The sequence below is a fragment of the Corynebacterium sp. ZY180755 genome, from assembly GCF_054331495.1.
In genome coordinates this window covers 1,523,063-1,539,902 of sequence record NZ_CM135811.1, presented here as the reverse complement: position 1 = coordinate 1,539,902, position 16,840 = coordinate 1,523,063, and the positions used below count along the sequence as shown (strand labels likewise).

Here is a 16,840-nt window from a genome sequence, read left to right as displayed (position 1 = left end):
AATCGCGCCCTACGAGTTTGATAACCGTGGCGATCTAAACATACGCTTTCCCATTAGTTTGTGACACAACACAATGACTACTCAAGAAGAAAAAATTCTCCAGCTCAAGCAAGCTTTAGAAAATTTTGATTCCAACAGCAGTGAACTGTTTGATCGCAAGCTGGAAGAGGATAAGGCGGAAGTTAGGCGCCGCGGTTTGTTATTGCTTGATCAGCGAGCCCGATCACGCTCGGAGTTGCGGCAACGCCTTATCGCCTTAGAGTTTGAAGATGCTCTGGTGGATATGGTTTTGGATGACTTCGAAGCCTCAAAGCTGCTCGATGATGAGATGTTTGCTTTTGAATGGGTGCGCCAGCGTCACCAGCGTCGAGGGAAATCGCGAACAGTTCTAGACCGGGAGCTAAAGGATAAGGGGATTGCTCAGTCAATAAGATCTTCAGCCTTGGAGCAGATCACCGCCGAATCTGAGGAAGATATAGCTCGCGGTTTGGCAGAAAAGAAAGCCCGCACCATTAAAGCTAAACCGGCTGGGCGTGCTGATTACGATAAGGCCTTGCGCAGGGTAGTGGGAGTCCTAGCTCGGCGTGGGTTCAACCAATCAATGAGCCTGCACATTGCCAAGAAGGCACTTGATGATCGGATTAACACCCTGTAGGCGCAGATCCCCGTTGAGCCGGATCCTGAGGCAACGTTGAGTCGTGATGTACGACCCTCAACACGGGACTTACGTTCGTTGTTTACCCAATTGCGGTGTGTGAAAGAACACCAGTGTTGTGGTTGAGGCGGTGACTAGGGAACTACGGTGTTCTCCGCTAAGATGTGACCTCGTGTCTACCCGAATTTCAGTGCAAGAACAGTTGAATGAAAACCCAAGCGATCTCTCCATCGACGGAGCTCGCACTTACGAGGTAAAGACTTTCGGCTGCCAGATGAACGTTCACGATTCTGAGCGTCTAGCTGGCCTGCTCGAAGACGCCGGCTACACCCCAGCTCCTGAGGGAATTGAGCCTGATTTGGTGGTATTTAATACCTGTGCTGTCCGTGAAAACGCCGATAAGCGCCTCTACGGGACCCTTGGCCAGCTGCGTACTGTCAAGGAGAACCAACCCGGTATGCAGATTGCCGTTGGCGGCTGTCTCGCACAGAAGGACAAGCAAACCGTTGTAGATAAGGCGCCTTGGGTAGATGTTGTTTTCGGTACCCACAACATCGGCTCGCTGCCTGCGCTTTTGGACCGCGCGGCGCACAATGAGAAAGCTCAGGTGGAGATTGTTGATTCTCTTGAGCAATTCCCATCCGTGCTCCCGGCAAAACGTGAGTCTGCTTATGCCGGCTGGGTATCAGTATCCGTAGGCTGTAACAACACCTGCACCTTCTGCATTGTCCCATCCTTGCGCGGTAAAGAGCAGGATCGCCGTCCAGGAGACATCTTGGCTGAGGTGAAGGCGCTTGTTGAACAGGGCGTTTCCGAGGTGACACTGCTGGGACAAAACGTCAATGCCTACGGCGTGAACTTTGTTGACCCAGACATGGAACGTGATAGGTCCGCCTTCTCCAAACTGTTGCGTGCTTGCGGTGAGATCGAGGGCCTCGAGCGTGTTCGTTTCACAAGCCCACATCCAGCTGAGTTTACTTCCGATGTCATTGACGCAATGGCGGAAACTCCAAACGTGTGTCCGCAGTTGCACATGCCACTGCAGTCTGGTTCAGACAAGGTGCTTAAAGAGATGCGTCGTTCCTACCGCTCCAAGAAGTTCTTGGCGATCCTGGATGAGGTCCGCACCAAGATTCCTCATGCGTCTATTACTACTGACATCATTGTTGGCTTCCCTGGCGAGACTGAGGAAGACTTCCAAGCAACCCTTGATGTGGTAGAAAAGGCGCGTTTCACCTCTGCATATACTTTCCAGTATTCACCTCGCCCAGGTACTCCTGCAGCGGAGTACGAGAACCAGATTCCTAAAGAAGTGGTTCAGGAACGCTACGAGCGACTGCTCGCGCTTCAGGAACGGGTTTGTTTGGAGGAGAACGAGAAACTTATCGGGTCTGAGGTCGAGTTGCTCGTTCAGGCTGGCGGCGGCCGCAAGAACAACAAAACGCACCGCATGACCGGACGTGCACGCGACGGTCGCTTGGTCCACTTTAAGCCAGAGGGTGAGCTTGACGGAGAGATCCGCCCAGGTGACGTTGTCACCACCACCGTTACCAAGGCCGCGCCTTTCTTCCTCGTTGCCGATGCGGGCGTCAAGACTCACCGACGTACCAAGGCTGGAGATATGAGTGAGGCAGGTAAGGTGCCAACTACGGCGCCGGTGGGCGTTGGTCTTGGCTTGCCAAAGATCGGCAGGCCAGCATCCGCTCCAACCGGTGAAGGCTGCGGTTGCTCCTAAACGCTGTATGACTGCGACTAGACTCTGAGTAACGCATACCAAGGAATAGGAAAACTCATGGCTGACTACAAGCAGGAATCCGTGACTGTGGCTGAACTTGCCGCTGCGGAGAAGAAAGCCGCTAGGTCCATTAGCATCAAAAACGGATACGGGATCGCGCTGATCATCGCGTTTGTGATTTTCGTCGTGGGCATGTTCCTCCCACACGCGGGTGAGGTTCGAGGCTATGAGGCGATTTTTGGCCTAGAGGCCGCCTCAGAGGCCGACATTCGTCTTGCCGAGCGCGTGTTTGTCATCCTTGGTTTTGCTGCGGTAGTTGTATTTAACGGACTCGCAATCCTGACCCGCCGCACAGTAGTAGCCTCCATCGCGTACATTTTGTCTGGTATGTCTTTGTTCAGCTCGCTTTTCGGGCTGTGGATGCGGATCCAGCATCAACAAGTTGATGGCGCACCGGGTGTAGGCGTCGGTATCATTTTTGAGCTTATTGCCGTTATCTTGCTAGTGATCAGCTACTCCATTCTGATCTTCCGTCGCACGGAGGAGCAGAAGGACTTGGCTGAACAGCGCGCGCAACACGAAAATCTTGATGCTGTTGGCTACGCCCAACGTTCGGCCATGGTGACCAAGCAGAATAACGTGGGCGATTACAACCCGTTACTGGTGGATGACCGCCGTAAGAGGGCCACTGAGCGCCATCAGAATCGTTAGTGAAACTCATTCGAAGGTCTTAAAAATCGGCGCAGGCCCCACAGGTCTGCGCCGTTTTCCTTTTCTTAGTTAAAAACCTTCTGGTAAACGATGGTGCTAGCGCCTCCATCAAAGGCAAGTTTCCTATTCACTGCCAACATGGCGAAGTTGTTGCTTGCACAGTCACAGTAGAACTTCTTAACCTCTGGCCATAGGTGTTTGGCGCGCGCCAGCCCAGTTTTCTTGATGAGTAATCCCGCGCCCTGTCCTCGGTAATTGCGGTGTACAAGCGTGAAGGTCTGTTCCGCCACTGTTTTGTCGCTATAGGCGGGACGGGCGATGTCAGTAATAGCGACTGCCTGCCCGTTTTTGATGAGCACGGTAGAGATAATCTCATCGCCTCGGTCAAGCGTGATGTCACGCGCAGTAGTAACGCGCTCCGCTGTCCACTTTTTGGGGGTGTGGACCAATTCTCCGGTGGGAACGTCTGTGTCTCCTTGATTGAACAATTCAAGGACTGATTCCAATAGGTGCTCTGGAACATCGTGTTCGCGGTAGGAGAGGACATCGAATCCATCGCGAAGTTCGGCAGTTTCGCCGGCGACAAAACTGCGAGGCTCCACCGCACTAGCTGGGATGAAACCGTGGACGTCCTCATACACTTGGCTAAAGCCTTCTGCAGAAAGCACGTTAGTGAGGGCCTCGTGCAGGGTAGAGGTTTCAACGGGACAGCGCAGCCAGAACTGGATAGCGGGACGATTCAGCCGCATGCCAAGGGCAATGCTAGCTTCAACCAGCTCGCGGAGAATGCCAATGACCGCCTCATCCACTTTCTCATCCGGTAGCGGAAGAACTTCCGCGTCTAGGATGACCTCGCAGCATAATACTTCACGGTTGGTGTCCAGCGGTGCGGTGGCATGCACAAAACCGAGTGTGCTTGGAAGAGGATCCTCGGCTTCGGTGGCGGACTGTGCCACAGTGGCGGGCATTAACCCCATAGCGTTGCGGGCAGGTTCGTCGCATAGACCAAGGATGATGGTGTCCTTAACTGGGGTCCCCTTGAGCTCCTCGATCAGGGAATCAGCCGACTCACTTAGTAATGGATCCCCAGTGAGATCTTGGGTTTGCATGTTTGCGGAAAACAGAAACTGCCTAAGGAAACTGCTGGGTTCTTGGCCCTCGTATGGGCGGTCAACGGTGACGATCTGCCTGGGTGCATTCATGAATTGCGAGTTTACCTAAACCCCACGCAGGTTGAGTGCACAAGCCAAAAGCCGTGGGCACACTTCCAGGGCAACACCGCCGCCAACCGCAGCTGCTAAAGCAAGATCGCCACTGTTGGCTCGAGCGCGCCATGCGAAAGCCCGAGTGCGTTGCGTCATGATGTCTCTTCTTTACATGCTAAAAGCATCGGTTCTGGTAAATAGGCCTGAGAACGCGACTCGACCGTGCAGAAGGAGTCTAAGCGCACTGACCACTCAGTAGCAGCTCAAGGCCCGAAAATGACGCTAGATGGGAGAGGGGCTTGTGCTCAGCGCTTTAAAAAATGAAGCGTCCTGCAGACAACAGCTGATCGTTGTCTACAGGACGCCGGTTGAGGCCAATATCTAATGATTAGCGGTTTTCAACAGCGGAGGAAGCGGCGTTTGCCCACTCCTGCCACTGCGCTGCCTGGGCGCGTAGATCCGCAGCTTTCTTGGAGTCACCCTTGGCTTCGGCGGCCTTGGCCTGCTCGGTGAACTCATCTACCTTTGCTTGGAACTGAGCAGCGCGTGCCTGAGCTTCTGGGTCGGTGCGGCGCCACTCAGAGTTGGCTGCCTCATCAACGCGTGCTTCTAGCCTCTTGATCTTATCCTCGTACTCGCGAACCTTGTTTCGTGGAACGTATCCGATCTCTTCCCACTTTTCCTGCAACTCACGCAACTTGGTCCGAGCACCCTCTAGATCTTTGTCGGGATCGATCTGAGAGTCATACTCAGCGATGAGCGCGTCCTTGGCCTTCGCGTTCTCATCGAACTCGCGATCGCGCTCCTCATTGAGTGCGTTTCGGGCATTAAAGAAGTAATCCTGTGCACCTTTGAATGCTGCCCATAGCTTGTCATCAACATCGCGCGGTGCTCGGCCAGCCTGCTTCCATTCGGCCATCAGGTCACGGAAAGCGCGTGCAGTGTCATTCCAATCGGTGGACTCCTTCAAGGCCTCAGCCTTTTCTACCAATTCTTCTTTCACCCGCTTTGCCTTCGCGCGAGAGCGATCCAGCTCCGCGAAGTGCGAACCACGGCGTCGGTTGAAGGAATCGCGTGCGCGGGAGTAGCGCTTCCATAGTGCATCATCAGTCTTACGATCGATGCCACGGATGGTCTTCCACTCTTCTAGGATCTCACGGATTCGGTCACCAGCAAGTTTCCAGTCGGTGGAATTCTCTGCTATTTCCTCCGCCTCAGCGGCCAATGCTTCCTTACGTGCGATGGCTTGCTCGCGACGAGCCTGCTTTTGTTCCTTAGCCTTCAAGTCTGCGTCATCTGCGTTATCAATGATGGCACCGAGGCGCTTGTCTAACGCGTCTATATCACCAACGACGGCGGCTTCGGGTAGCGTCTCGCGAATTTCAGTGGCCTTTTCCTTAATGTGCTGTGCATCAGAGGGGTGGCTGACGAGACGAGCTTCTAGCAGACCAATCTCGGTGGCAAGGTCATCATATCGAGCACCGTAATGTGCCAAACCTTCTGCTGGGGTTCCCGCCTGCCAGTTGCCTACCAGACGCTCACCGTTGGCGGTTGTGACGTAGACATTGCCTTCGTCATCGTAGCGACCAAACTTGGATGGATCGCTGCTTGTGCGGGCAGGGGAAGGGGCCGGACGGTGGCCTGCTGGGGCACTTGGCTTTACACCAGGGCGTGCGCCTGGCTTTGGGCCTGGCTTTGGGCCTGGCTTTGGTGCAGAAGGAGTGCTCATGTGAATTACCTTGCCTAAAAAATCATCCCGCGCGACGCGGGTGCCGAAAAAATTAGCTAGTGACACATTCTGCTCGAAAGGTTTCCCTAAAGGCACACATATGTCATCTAAAAACATACTCGGTTGGCGAGGGTTGCGTATAGGGTTTGTTCACCGTTCTGGGGTGACGGGGCGTTAAGATGGTGTGCGTTAAACATTCAGATTTATATGGCAAAGGGAGATTGAACATCACAGCCGTATCCGCGCCCTCGGTAGATCAGGCGCCACTCGAACCATCTCAATGTGCGTTGCTCGTAATTCCATCTTCACCTGCGCTGGTTCATGAACTCGCCCCAGCCCATCAACCGTCGCATGAACTGATTACGGCCATTAGGCGGGCTGTGAACTCGATTCGTCCGGAGCGGATTGAATTGGTGGTGCACGAGGACTCTAGTTACCGTACTGAAATCGATGGATCATTCGCCGCGTGGGGAGCACCCCACGTCACCGTATCTGCCGGGCACCAGCTGGGGGAGCTAGTGGCACGCTACGCGCTGGGCGAACACGAGCACCTCATTACCGACGTTCGGCAGGAGGTAGACACGCTGGCTGCTGGTGTGCTGACCGTCGTTGTTGCAGATGGCTCCGCAGGGCTCACGGACCGAGCGCCGCTGGCGCTCGTGAGCGGTGCAATCGAAGCCGACGCCTGGTGCCGCAGGCTGGTGGCAGGAGACTGCGACGGTTCAGCGGACGCCGCCTGGCTCTCAGACCGTGGTGTGATGGACCCAGTGCCGTGGTGCCAGCTTGCGGAGATCGTCGGAAAGCGTGAAGTAGAGGGCGAATTGTTAGCCCATGACACCACCTTGGGTGTCGGACGCTATGTAGGCCTTGTGAGAGGTGAAGCATGATGGCTATTCGCCCCATTGCAGTGGTCGGCCCAACAGCCAGCGGCAAGTCTGCTCTGAGTATTGCCTTGGCCAAGCATTTCGACGGTGAAGTAGTGAACGTGGATTCCATGCAGATGTATCGCGGCATGGACATCGGCACCGCCAAGCTCACCGAAGCCGAACGCGAGGGTATCCCGCATCATCAACTCGATGTATTGGACGTAACTGAAACCGCAAGCGTGGCCACCTATCAGACAAACGCCGTGGCGGATGTGGAAGATATCATGGCACGCGGAAAGACGCCGATCATCGTGGGCGGCTCTATGCTCTATGCCCAGGCACTGTTGGATAATTGGCAGTTCCCACCTACAGATCCTGAAGTGCGTGCACGCTGGGAAAAAAGGCTCCAAGAGTTGGGTATTGATGCCCTCCACGCGCAGCTGAAGCAAGTGGACCCAGCCGCAGCCGAGATCATTGAGGACAAAGATCCTCGTCGCACCGTGCGGGCCTTGGAGGTAATCGAACTAACGGGCCAGCCGTTCAAGGCCAGCCAACCGCCCAAGGACGCTCCGCCTCGCTGGGACACCATTATCCTTGGCCTGCGTACAACACCCGAGTGGCTCAACCCCCGTATTGAGCAGCGCACCAGAATGATGTTCGACCAAGGCTTGATTGACGAAGTTAAAGACTTGGTGGACAACCGCGGCCTGATCGCTGAATCCACCGCCGGCCGTGCCATTGGCTACGCCCAAGTACTTCAATCAATGGCAGGCGAACTTACCTGGGACGAGGTTTTCGAACGCACCGTTACCGGAACACGGCGCTACGTTCGCCGCCAGCGCAGCTGGTTCAATCGGGATAAACGTATTCATTGGCTCGACGCCAAGGACGACACCTTGGCCCAAGCACTCGCCGTCATCAAAGGAGAACTCCATGACTAAATTAAATTTCACTAAAGGCCACGGCACTGAAAACGACTTCGTCATCCTCCACGACGAGAATGCTGAGCTTAGCCTCACGCCCGAGTTCGTTGCCCAGCTGTGCGATCGCCGCGCAGGAATTGGCGGTGATGGTCTGCTCCGAGTAGCCACTGCCGGTGCGCTGAAACAAGCTGGTGTACTTGAATCTGTGGAGGAGGGCATTGATGATGACGACTACTTCATGGACTATTACAACGCCGACGGATCCATCGCCGAGATGTGCGGCAACGGCACTCGCGTCTTCGCTCACTTTGTACGATCCCGTGGCCTCGTTGCTTCTGACGAGTTCGTGGTAGGAACGCGCGCCGGGGCAAAGCCTGTGGTGGTGAGCGACTGCGATACATCTAATGCAACCGTTTCCGTGGGCATGGGGCCCGCAGAGGTCACCGGAGTGTCAAGCGCTTTCATAGATGAGGAAAAGTTCGCAGGCTTGGGCGTGGACATGGGTAACCCACATCTTGCGTGTGTAGTCCCTGACCTCACTGCTGGGGATTTGGCCGACCTTGATCTAGTAGAACCGAAGTTTGATGCTGAATTCTTCCCGCAGGGCGTCAACGTTGAAATCCTCACCCCGCTAGAGGATGGCGCCGTACATATGCGCGTCTATGAGCGTGGTTGTGGCGAGACCCGATCCTGTGGAACCGGCACTGTAGCCGCAGCCCGCAGCGCATTAGCAGATGCTGGCCACGTTGACGGCACTGTCACCGTTCATGTGCCAGGTGGCACGGTGGAAGTTACTATTGATGGCGATGAATCAACCCTCACGGGGCCGTCAAAGATTGTGTTTGAAGGAACAATCGATATCGAGGGACACGAGCAGCTCCAGTAATCGCCTGCATTGTAGCTTTGCCCCAGTTCATCTGGAACCCCGAAACTGTTGTGCGGAATAAGACATTCACGAAGACTCCCTGCTTCATCCAGAAGTAGGGAGAACTTCCTCTCTGGAATTAGTCCACGTTCTCTCCGCCTGATCAGGAACATACCGGTGACAGGAAAAGTTGGCTGTTTTACCGGCAGGCTACTACGCGGAAGTGAGCGGAGACTAGCTAAAAGAACATGTTGGCCAACTCGGCCCTGATACGTTCGTTCAATGGAACGATCTCATTATCGTCTTCGCACAGCGGTGTGAGGATGTCTGTGAGGAAACCACCACTGAAAATGCTGGCTGCGTTAACGACCTTGGAATCGGGGCCGGTGGTATGTGCAGTTGTGGCGTTGCCATCGATAGAATCTTGAGGTTGCTCTTGGGCTAGGGCTTGATCATTCAGTGGGCACGCTGTGGTGTCCACAGTGAAGGTGGTTCCTTCTGAAAGAATAAAGGTGTTGCCTTCTTTACGGGGGTTGAGATCCACAAACTGAGTGAGTGCAGTTTGTGCGTGGGCAATTGCCTCCAGTGGAGAGTTATGGCTGCCGGTAGCGTGCTTTAGTACACGGTCGAGACCACTGAGGCGTTGTTTCCAACTTACTTTGTCGTACGCCTCTTGGATGTCAGCTGTAGTGCATAGCCCTAGTTTGAGGGCGCTGCATAGCGTGACAAAAGCAGCACCAGGGCCGTGCATCCTGTGCACATCCAGGATGGCGCGTGCAACGGTGGTGACAGGTAGGGAGTCAACTATCGTTTCATCTTCTTCTGTCACCGGCGCATCGTAGTGGCGAATTCCAGTGTCAAAGCCTCGGGTGGCGGGGCAGCGGTGTAGTTCTACTTCGGTTGGTGCGTGATCGTAAATCCACAGTCCATGCCACAGAGCTGCGGAGTGGCCCACAATTACTGCGTTGTGAAAATCGCCAGCGTTAGCTGCTGTGGAAAGTAGGTGCTGGTGCCACGGTAGTGCGTTGTGGAACTGGGCGAAGTCCATGAATGAGGACCGGCTGAGGCGGATGATCCGCTGAGAGCCAGCTGCTTCGGCTAGCGAAGACGCGGCATCGGTGAGATGGTGTTGCTTGCGGAGACGGATGATGCCGAACTCGTCAGTAGTAAAGGAGTCAGCGTGAGGAGCCTGGAAAGCCGGATTGCCCATGAGATTACCTTTCAAATTCTGTTGAGACCTGGGTGAGGAGAATGTTCCAAGCCTCGAGAGATAAGTGGAAGTAATTGCGTCTCATCTTAAAAGTCAAAGCGGTGCCGTTCAGGGGATTAAGTGACCTGGGCAACACAGAGGCGTGGCCGCGTTAGTTTTCTGAGAATTTCCGTTCACTGCTGAACTGCATTTCTAAGAATTTGCATTCGCATTCTGAAAATTTGATTTGAAAACTCTTAATGGCGCTAGTTTCCACCAACCTGGGGGTAATTAGGCAGGCAAAAAGGATTTACTCAGATCCCAATTCCAACGCCGCACGCCGTGCTGCAACCCATGCTTGTTCAAGTTGGTCAGAGCGCCGGTCGGCGATAGATAGGAGAGACTCAAGCTGGCCCACGCTGAGCTCGCCTGCCAGCTTTGCGTGGACGCGGTTGATGAAACGCTTGCTGGTGGATTCTAAGTAGTGGAATTCCTCGATGTCCTTGTTTGTGGAATCGGTGTTGAGGAGGGCTGGGCGGTGTAGGGTTCGATCAGCGATCGCGTCAGCGTCACCGGAGTACTTGAAATGTTCGAACGCGGCCAAAGTGGTCTCAATATCTTGCAGAGACAGCTCAATGGATAAGCGTAGTGCTTCGGCTTCCCGGTTTCGTGGTTGGAAAAAGATAAAAAGTGCGGAAAAACCTATGAGGAGCAGTGCTAGGACTACACCCCACATTTTCAGAAGAATAATGAGTACGATGCACAGAATGAGCAGCGCTGCCAACAGGACTCGTGGCCTATTAGGCTGCGGAGAGATGTTATCTAGTTCCGGCATATCAGGTGCCAATCTAACACAATAGCGCTGTGGGGGATGTGATAATGAGCAGCCCCACAGCGCATCGATCGTGCTGTGAGCTAGCTTTTTAATATGGCTTGTGGTTGGGGCTGTGGCCTAAATATTAGTGCCCACCGCAACCGCAGCTTCCGGAACCGCAGCCACCACCATCGCCACCGCATCCTTGTGGCGCGATGAGGGACCCTGCCATCAGCGCCTTGCCTGTGATGACGGAGTTCTTGGCTGGAAGTACACCGGAATCTGGGATGCACAGATCAAACGCGAAAGAGCCGTCTACTGTTGCGTGAATGAATCGATCACCAGTCAGTGCGTTGGTTCTAAAGTCGGCTTCTAGCACTCGGGCGGTGAACGTGGCGGAGGCATCTGGGACGACCGCGCCGTTGCCAATGGCCTTTGCGCCGTGTGACTCTAGGATGCCAACTGGGCCATCGTGGGTTGCTTCGTAGGCTTCAACGGATTCGAAATATTCGTGCTCGGTCACGAGGGCGGTCATGGCCAACTGCTGCCAACGCTGCTCTGGTTCGTCGACAAGCAGCGGTCCCTGTGCCAAGTTGCAGGTCACGCTCGTGACTGGCTGGCCGTTGTAGTCGACAATGTCGCACAGCGCCAGCACGTCATTCAACATAGACACATGGGCAAAGCACTGTACTTGGGAGGCAAAGCCAGCGAAAGTAGCGAAAGGCTCAACCGCGAGGATGTTGATCTGTGCGCCGGAGGAATCTGCGTATTGGATAAGCTGGCCTCCGCGGACTTCGCCGGTCACGGACAGCTTATTGGTAGCGATAGCCGCCTCCACGGCGTCCTGCCACTTGTCAAAATTCATGCCTAGGCTACGAAGATCTTCACTCATACTGCGCGATTCTACATCTTCTCGTGGCGATTCCTTATATCACACGGTCGAGGGGAATATAGCCACATGACAAAGCGCTATAGGCAATGGATAATTCCAAGGAGACGACGATGGCTAGTCCGCAGGTAAGGACGGTACAACGTCCACTTTCCACCGTTAAGGCACGTTGGGTGGCTCCTACTATAAACTGGGGCGATGTATTCTCATTTACCTTCTTATCCGCGCACGTGCGCATCAATTTAATTGAGGAATGAACAACTTTTGAGCAAAGCTTTTAACACCCCTGAGTCACGCGCAAACAACGATGATTTGCTGGCACAGGCTTTTGCTGACCACCTTCCGACGGTGCCTGAAGGCGGCCGGGATGCAGAAGGTAAGGACCTTTCGGGTCTCTTGCATCCGGAAGCCGATGAGATGGCCGCGACATCACCAACCGTGGGTGAATTGGATTTGGAGGCTCGTTCCTCCCTTCGCCGTCTCACTCGTGGTTCGGAAATCCGCGCAACTGATCAGGATGACGGATATGACGTTGAGTACCGAAAGCTTCGCCTTGAGCGGGTGATCTTGGTTGGAGTATGGACCGAGGGCACCACCGCAGAGATTGAGGCAACCATGGATGAGCTTGCGGCTCTTGCCGAGACCGCGGGCTCTGAGGTGGTGGAAATGCTCTACCAGAAGCGCGACAGACCAGACCCTGGTACTTACATTGGTTCCGGTAAGGTGGCCGAGCTAAAGGATATCGTCGCTGCTACCGGTGTTGACACGGTGGTGTGCGACGGTGAGCTTTCTCCTGGCCAGATGATTGCGCTGGAGAAGGCTCTGGACGTGAAGGTCATTGACCGAACCATGCTGATTCTCGACATCTTCGCACAGCACGCGAAGAGCAGGGAAGGTAAGGCGCAGGTATCGCTGGCGCAGATGGAGTACCTGATCACCCGTGTGCGTGGCTGGGGTGGAGCCTTGAGCCGTCAGGCTGGTGGCCGCGCTGGATCCAATGGTGGCGTGGGCCTGCGTGGTCCCGGTGAGACCAAGATTGAGGCAGATCGCCGTCGCCTTCGAACGGATATGGCAAAGCTACGCAAGGAAATATCGGGGATGAAGACTGCGCGCGAGGTCAAGCGGCAGTCCCGCCGTGAATCAACCATCGCGCAGATTGCTATCGCTGGTTACACTAACGCCGGCAAGTCTTCGTTGATCAATGCCATGACCGGTGCAGGCGTGCTGGTGGAAGACGCCTTGTTCGCGACCTTGGACCCCACAACTCGTCGCGCCGAACTTGCCGACGGCCGCGCTGTGGTCTTTACCGACACCGTGGGCTTTGTCCGTCACCTTCCAACTCAGTTGGTGGAAGCGTTCCGCTCGACCTTGGAGGAAGTGGTTGAAGCAGACTTGGTCCTGCATGTAGTAGACGGTTCTGATCCATTTCCGCTCAAGCAGATCGAGGCCGTCAACAGTGTTATTGGTGATATCGTTCGCGAGCTTAAGGTTGAAGCGCCACCGGAGATCATCGTGGTGAACAAGATCGACGCAGCTGATCCGCTAGTTTTAGCGGAACTGCGCCACGCGTTGGATGACGTGGTGTTCGTCTCTGCGCATACTGGTGAGGGAATTCCTGAGCTTGAAGCCCGCGTCGAACTGTTCCTCAACTCCCTTGATGCGCACGTTGAACTACTCATCCCATTCACCCGAGGTGATATCGTTTCTCGTCTGCACGAGTACGGAACCGTACTAGCTGAAGAGTATGTAGCGGAAGGAACCCGTGTGGATGTGCGCCTGCCACAGCAGTTGGCTGATGAGCTCCGCGAGTTTCAGATCTAACTAGACAGGAAAACACTTAGTGTCGCTCTTAGTGTCTGTCTCGACTGGAAAAAGTTAGCCATCCTTTCTCCATGGTGGGGCTAATCCAAGATGCGGATTCTGCGAGGCGTACAGGCTTCGCGTCAGTTACGCCCAACTCCTAAAACACCGCCCCCATTTTCTAAAGGTTTATAGAAATTGGGGGTGGTGCTTTGGTCTTACAAGGTGGTTTGGTAAATAATAAGGGTTCGTGAGCACTACTTCCTGGGGTTGGACCCTTCACGGCGATGGCAAGACCATCAAGCCAGGTGCGGTAGTAGCACCTGATGAGCGACTCAGCTGGGGCCGAACCATCGGCATCGGTATGCAGCACGTGGTGGCCATGTTCGGCGCCACCTTGCTGGTGCCAACTATCACCGGCTTCCCAGTAAACACCACGCTCTTCTTCTCAGGCGTGGGCACTGCTTTATTTCTTCTTTTCACGCGCAACCGTCTGCCTTCCTACTTAGGATCATCATTCGCGTTCATTGCGCCACTGATGGCTTCCCAGCAGTACGGTATCGCAGCGCAGTCTGGTTCCATTCTTGTTACCGGTATTGCGCTGGCGATTGTGGGCTTCATCGTGAAGGCTGCCGGCCGTAAGGTAATCGACGCGGTCATGCCACCTGCGGTAACCGGCGCCATTGTTGCCCTGATCGGCTTTAATCTGGCACCTACTGCGGCCAGCAACTTCCAGTCGCAGCCAATGGTTGCGATCATCACTTTGATTGCAATCCTGCTGGCCACAGTCGCAGGCCGCGGAATGATTTCCCGCTTGGGCATCCTGATTGGTGTAGTTGTTGGCTGGGTATTCGCCGCGCTGACCGGCAACCTGGCCGATGGCGCGGGTGAGACTATCGCGGCCGCGCCATGGATTGGCTTGCCGGAGTTCCACACCCCAGAGTTCAACTTCTCCGCCATCGCAGTGGCCCTGCCTGTGCTGGTGGTGCTCATCGCAGAGAACGTGGGCCACGTGAAATCCGTTTCTGAGATGACTAAGCGTGATATGGATGACCTAGCTGGCACCGCGCTGATCGCTGACGGTGTAGCAACTGCACTGGCTGGCTTGGGTGGTGGCTCCGGCACTACCACCTACGCCGAAAATGTCGGCGTGATGGCTGCTACGCGCGTGTATTCCACCCTCGCGTACTGGGTGGCGGCTCTTACTGCAATCGCGCTGGCGTTCATTCCTAAGTTTGGCGCTCTGATCTTTACCATCCCAACCGGTGTTTTGGGTGGCGCTTGTCTGGTGCTTTACGGCCTGATCGGTATGCTGGGAATCCGTATTTGGCAGGACAACAAGGTCAACTTCACCAACCCCGTGAACCTCACCATCGCGGGCATCGGTCTTGTTGCCGGTATCGGTAATCTCACCATTGCCATCTTTGGGACTGAACTAGAGGGCATCGCGTGGGGCTCTCTCGGTGTTATCATCCTTTACCCAATCCTCAAGTGGCTCTACGTCAACTTGGGAGAAGGTAAGAACGCGAAGTTCTACGACTAACCTTCACGCTTCTTAGCGCGGTGCACTCGCATCGCGCTTTTTATTTTGCGTGACAGCTATTCCTACGGCCGTGACTGCGACACCAACTAGCAGCGCGCCCATCCACGCCATGGGGTATGCTTGGGTGCCGACGACAGCAAAGACACCGCCGTGTGGTAGCAACGTTCCTGCACCGTAGCCTGCTGAGATCGCGGCGCTGGCAGCGCCGCCTGCTCGCATTGCCCACGCTGCGCGTGGTCGGTAAGCAATGAACTCAAGCACCGGCTCCGTGATGAATAATAAGCCAGAAATAACCGTTGATTTCTTTTTGGTAGCGATACCCAGCGCAATCGGTGCCACCATTCCTGAAACCATCGTCGCCGCCATCAGCACGAATGCTGATGGGGTAGCAGTGCTCAGTCCTACCACAGCGATACCGTAGGCTACCTTGTTAATACGGCCACCAAAATCCCAGTTCACGGCCACACTAAGGGCAATTGCTACGCCCACGGTGACGGCGGTGGGAACGTTAAGGTAAGCAGCAAGGGCGGTGTCATAAAGGAAACCAAGGCTTGACGAAGCACCGTAGAATGCAAGAGCAGTAATTGTGACGGCAACAGGGATGACCACTATAGGCACCGCGGGGGACACCGATGGTGGCGCCTTCCACCGCTGAAGTGCGCGGGCCACGATACCTGCCAGAACACCGGCCACAAGACCGCCAAGAAATCCCGTGCCCAGTACAACCGCCAGCACCCCCAGCACCAAGCCGGGCGTGCTCCCAACGCGAGGGGATAGTGACGAAGCCACGGCCATGGCCATAACCGCTGGGGAGCCAAGCAGCCCCAGGAGCCCTACAGCGACAAGCATGTCTGCTGGTGTCTCAACCTGAGCAAGAGCCGTTCCAAGAAACTGGACTTGGTCATTGCCGCTGGAAAGAAGTTGGAGCGACGATAAGCCAGACTGAGTGGCGGGGCTTACCAACCGTCCGAGGCTGAGGGCCACCCCGGCAATCATCAGTACCGGTATGAGTGCAGATACTCCGGACAGCAGTGCTTGGCCAATCCTCAGTCCCCTGGTAAAGCTTTCCCCATTATGTGACTGCTTTTCCACCAGCTCGAGTGCCCGTGCTAGGACCGCAGTTGGATCGTCCACGGCCGCGCGCGCGTCCACTCTCAGCACCGGTAACCCATCTAATCGGTGCTCGCCCGCTATGCCCACGGAACTGGCAATAATGGCAACCTCTGCGCGGGCGATGTCTTCGTTCGACACAACGCTATTGTCTGTCGCCCCCTGCGTCTCTACGGCAAGACTAATATTTGATTGCTTCGCCGCTTTCTTTAGCGCGTCAGCTGCCAAATATGTGTGCGCAACCCCTGTGGGACAGGAGGTAATCGCCACAATGCTTCGCCGCCTAACGGGAGCATCCTCGATCTGTTTTACTTGCGATGAATCAGCCTTGGGTTTGGGCGCTAGCGCCGAGCGAACGAGCTGAGTGACTTCTTCTCCGTCACGAGCATCCCTGATCTTGTTGGCGAGGTCTGCACGTACCACCGCTCGGGCTAGTGACGACAAGATTCTCATGTGAGATTTATCGGCTCCGTCGGGAATGGCGATGAAGAAGACAATATCGGCGTTGCCGTCGGGCCCACCAAAATCCACTGGATTCTCCAGCCTGAGAATAACCACAGCTGGGCTGCTCACGCCGGTGGACCGGCAGTGCGGGATGGCAATCTGGCCCGCCATGCCAGTAGGCGACTGCTCTTGGCGAGCTAAAGCGTCTCGGAGGAGCGTGGTAGGGGCGGTGCACAGACCAGCAGAGACCAAATCCACAACCGCTGCGTCGAGGACTCCTTCAACCGAGTGGGTAGTTTCCTTTAAGTAACGCAACGTTACTTGTAACGCTGATGACTCGTTGCCCATAGGAACACCACTTT

At 55.3% G+C, this 16,840-nt stretch carries 15 protein-coding genes; 8 read left to right on the top strand and 7 right to left on the bottom strand.

The window, feature by feature from the left end; all coding sequences use genetic code 11:
* The first annotated feature begins 73 nt into the window (after positions 1-73).
* The 3 genes from recX to ACXM2N_RS07085 all read left to right on the top strand — a co-directional run bounded on the left by recX (position 74) and on the right by ACXM2N_RS07085 (position 3,101).
* A complete protein-coding gene (recX, locus tag ACXM2N_RS07095) occupies positions 74-655 on the top strand; it encodes a recombination regulator RecX (RefSeq protein WP_458487268.1) in 582 nt (193 codons plus the stop codon).
* A 202-nt stretch (positions 656-857) separates the two neighbouring features.
* Positions 858-2,390 carry a tRNA (N6-isopentenyl adenosine(37)-C2)-methylthiotransferase MiaB gene (miaB, locus tag ACXM2N_RS07090; protein ID WP_458491062.1) on the top strand — a complete coding sequence of 511 codons (1,533 nt, stop codon included), beginning with the start codon at positions 858-860 and terminating at the stop codon, positions 2,388-2,390.
* A gap of 57 nt (positions 2,391-2,447) precedes the next feature.
* On the top strand, positions 2,448-3,101 hold the full coding sequence (locus ACXM2N_RS07085) for an Rv2732c family membrane protein (RefSeq protein ID WP_458487266.1): 654 nt from the start codon (positions 2,448-2,450) through the stop codon (positions 3,099-3,101).
* A gap of 65 nt (positions 3,102-3,166) precedes the next feature.
* Here ACXM2N_RS07085 and ACXM2N_RS07080 read toward each other — a convergent pair whose 3' ends face one another.
* The 3 genes from ACXM2N_RS07080 to ACXM2N_RS07070 form a co-directional block, all read right to left on the bottom strand.
* On the bottom strand, positions 3,167-4,303 hold the full coding sequence (locus ACXM2N_RS07080) for a hypothetical protein (RefSeq protein WP_458487264.1): 1,137 nt from the start codon (positions 4,301-4,303) through the stop codon (positions 3,167-3,169).
* 15 nt (positions 4,304-4,318) lie between these two features.
* Positions 4,319-4,462, bottom strand: coding sequence for a hypothetical protein (locus tag ACXM2N_RS07075; protein ID WP_458487262.1), 144 nt, complete (start codon positions 4,460-4,462; stop codon positions 4,319-4,321).
* Positions 4,463-4,694: 232 nt separating this feature from the next.
* The gene (locus tag ACXM2N_RS07070) at positions 4,695-6,035 is read right to left on the bottom strand and encodes a DUF349 domain-containing protein (protein WP_458487260.1); all 1,341 of its coding nucleotides are present in this window, start codon (positions 6,033-6,035) and stop codon (positions 4,695-4,697) included.
* A gap of 380 nt (positions 6,036-6,415) precedes the next feature.
* On the opposite strand from ACXM2N_RS07070, the gene ACXM2N_RS07065 reads away from it, so the two are divergent.
* From ACXM2N_RS07065 to dapF, 3 genes are read left to right on the top strand one after another with little or no spacing between them, the layout of a single operon-like run.
* Positions 6,416-6,922, top strand: coding sequence for a hypothetical protein (locus tag ACXM2N_RS07065; RefSeq protein WP_458487258.1), 507 nt, complete (start codon positions 6,416-6,418; stop codon positions 6,920-6,922).
* Complete coding sequence (gene miaA, locus ACXM2N_RS07060; protein ID WP_458487256.1) at positions 6,919-7,842, top strand: tRNA (adenosine(37)-N6)-dimethylallyltransferase MiaA; 924 nt, start codon at positions 6,919-6,921, stop codon at positions 7,840-7,842. Before ACXM2N_RS07065 ends, miaA begins: the two co-directional genes overlap by 4 nt.
* Positions 7,835-8,710, top strand: coding sequence for a diaminopimelate epimerase (gene dapF, locus ACXM2N_RS07055; protein ID WP_458487254.1), 876 nt, complete (start codon positions 7,835-7,837; stop codon positions 8,708-8,710). Before miaA ends, dapF begins: the two co-directional genes overlap by 8 nt.
* A gap of 217 nt (positions 8,711-8,927) precedes the next feature.
* Here the strand turns inward: dapF and ACXM2N_RS07050 are convergent, their stop codons facing one another.
* From ACXM2N_RS07050 to ACXM2N_RS07040, 3 genes are all read right to left on the bottom strand, one after another.
* Entirely contained in the window at positions 8,928-9,899 is a 972-nt protein-coding gene (locus ACXM2N_RS07050) for a hypothetical protein (RefSeq protein ID WP_458487252.1), read from the bottom strand.
* Between the two features lie 289 nt (positions 9,900-10,188).
* Positions 10,189-10,713, bottom strand: a complete 525-nt coding sequence (locus tag ACXM2N_RS07045; protein WP_458487250.1) for a hypothetical protein — start codon at positions 10,711-10,713, stop codon at positions 10,189-10,191.
* 124 nt (positions 10,714-10,837) lie between these two features.
* The gene (locus tag ACXM2N_RS07040) at positions 10,838-11,584 is read right to left on the bottom strand and encodes a hypothetical protein (RefSeq protein WP_458487248.1); all 747 of its coding nucleotides are present in this window, start codon (positions 11,582-11,584) and stop codon (positions 10,838-10,840) included.
* 261 nt (positions 11,585-11,845) lie between these two features.
* Between ACXM2N_RS07040 and hflX the strand changes: the two genes are divergently transcribed.
* Both hflX and ACXM2N_RS07030 read left to right on the top strand, forming a co-directional pair.
* Positions 11,846-13,402 (top strand): GTPase HflX, encoded by a 1,557-nt coding sequence (hflX, locus tag ACXM2N_RS07035; protein WP_458487246.1) that lies wholly within the window; start codon positions 11,846-11,848, stop codon positions 13,400-13,402.
* Between the two features lie 229 nt (positions 13,403-13,631).
* Positions 13,632-14,924 (top strand): uracil-xanthine permease family protein, encoded by a 1,293-nt coding sequence (locus ACXM2N_RS07030; protein WP_458487244.1) that lies wholly within the window; start codon positions 13,632-13,634, stop codon positions 14,922-14,924.
* Positions 14,925-14,936: 12 nt separating this feature from the next.
* Here the strand turns inward: ACXM2N_RS07030 and ACXM2N_RS07025 are convergent, their stop codons facing one another.
* On the bottom strand, positions 14,937-16,826 hold the full coding sequence (locus tag ACXM2N_RS07025; RefSeq protein ID WP_458487242.1) for a PTS sugar transporter subunit IIA: 1,890 nt from the start codon (positions 16,824-16,826) through the stop codon (positions 14,937-14,939).
* Between the last annotated feature and the right edge of the window lie 14 nt (positions 16,827-16,840).

Coding starts and splice junctions, on each gene's coding strand:
- recX (WP_458487268.1), top strand. CDS start 74: ATGACTACTCAAGAAGAAAAAATTCTCCAGCTCAAGCAAGCTTTAGAA.
- ACXM2N_RS07085 (WP_458487266.1), top strand. CDS start 2,448: ATGGCTGACTACAAGCAGGAATCCGTGACTGTGGCTGAACTTGCCGCT.
- ACXM2N_RS07080 (WP_458487264.1), bottom strand. CDS start 4,303: ATGAATGCACCCAGGCAGATCGTCACCGTTGACCGCCCATACGAGGGC.
- ACXM2N_RS07075 (WP_458487262.1), bottom strand. CDS start 4,462: ATGACGCAACGCACTCGGGCTTTCGCATGGCGCGCTCGAGCCAACAGT.
- ACXM2N_RS07070 (WP_458487260.1), bottom strand. CDS start 6,035: ATGAGCACTCCTTCTGCACCAAAGCCAGGCCCAAAGCCAGGCCCAAAG.
- miaA (WP_458487256.1), top strand. CDS start 6,919: ATGATGGCTATTCGCCCCATTGCAGTGGTCGGCCCAACAGCCAGCGGC.
- dapF (WP_458487254.1), top strand. CDS start 7,835: ATGACTAAATTAAATTTCACTAAAGGCCACGGCACTGAAAACGACTTC.
- ACXM2N_RS07050 (WP_458487252.1), bottom strand. CDS start 9,899: ATGGGCAATCCGGCTTTCCAGGCTCCTCACGCTGACTCCTTTACTACT.
- ACXM2N_RS07045 (WP_458487250.1), bottom strand. CDS start 10,713: ATGCCGGAACTAGATAACATCTCTCCGCAGCCTAATAGGCCACGAGTC.
- ACXM2N_RS07040 (WP_458487248.1), bottom strand. CDS start 11,584: ATGAGTGAAGATCTTCGTAGCCTAGGCATGAATTTTGACAAGTGGCAG.
- ACXM2N_RS07025 (WP_458487242.1), bottom strand. CDS start 16,826: ATGGGCAACGAGTCATCAGCGTTACAAGTAACGTTGCGTTACTTAAAG.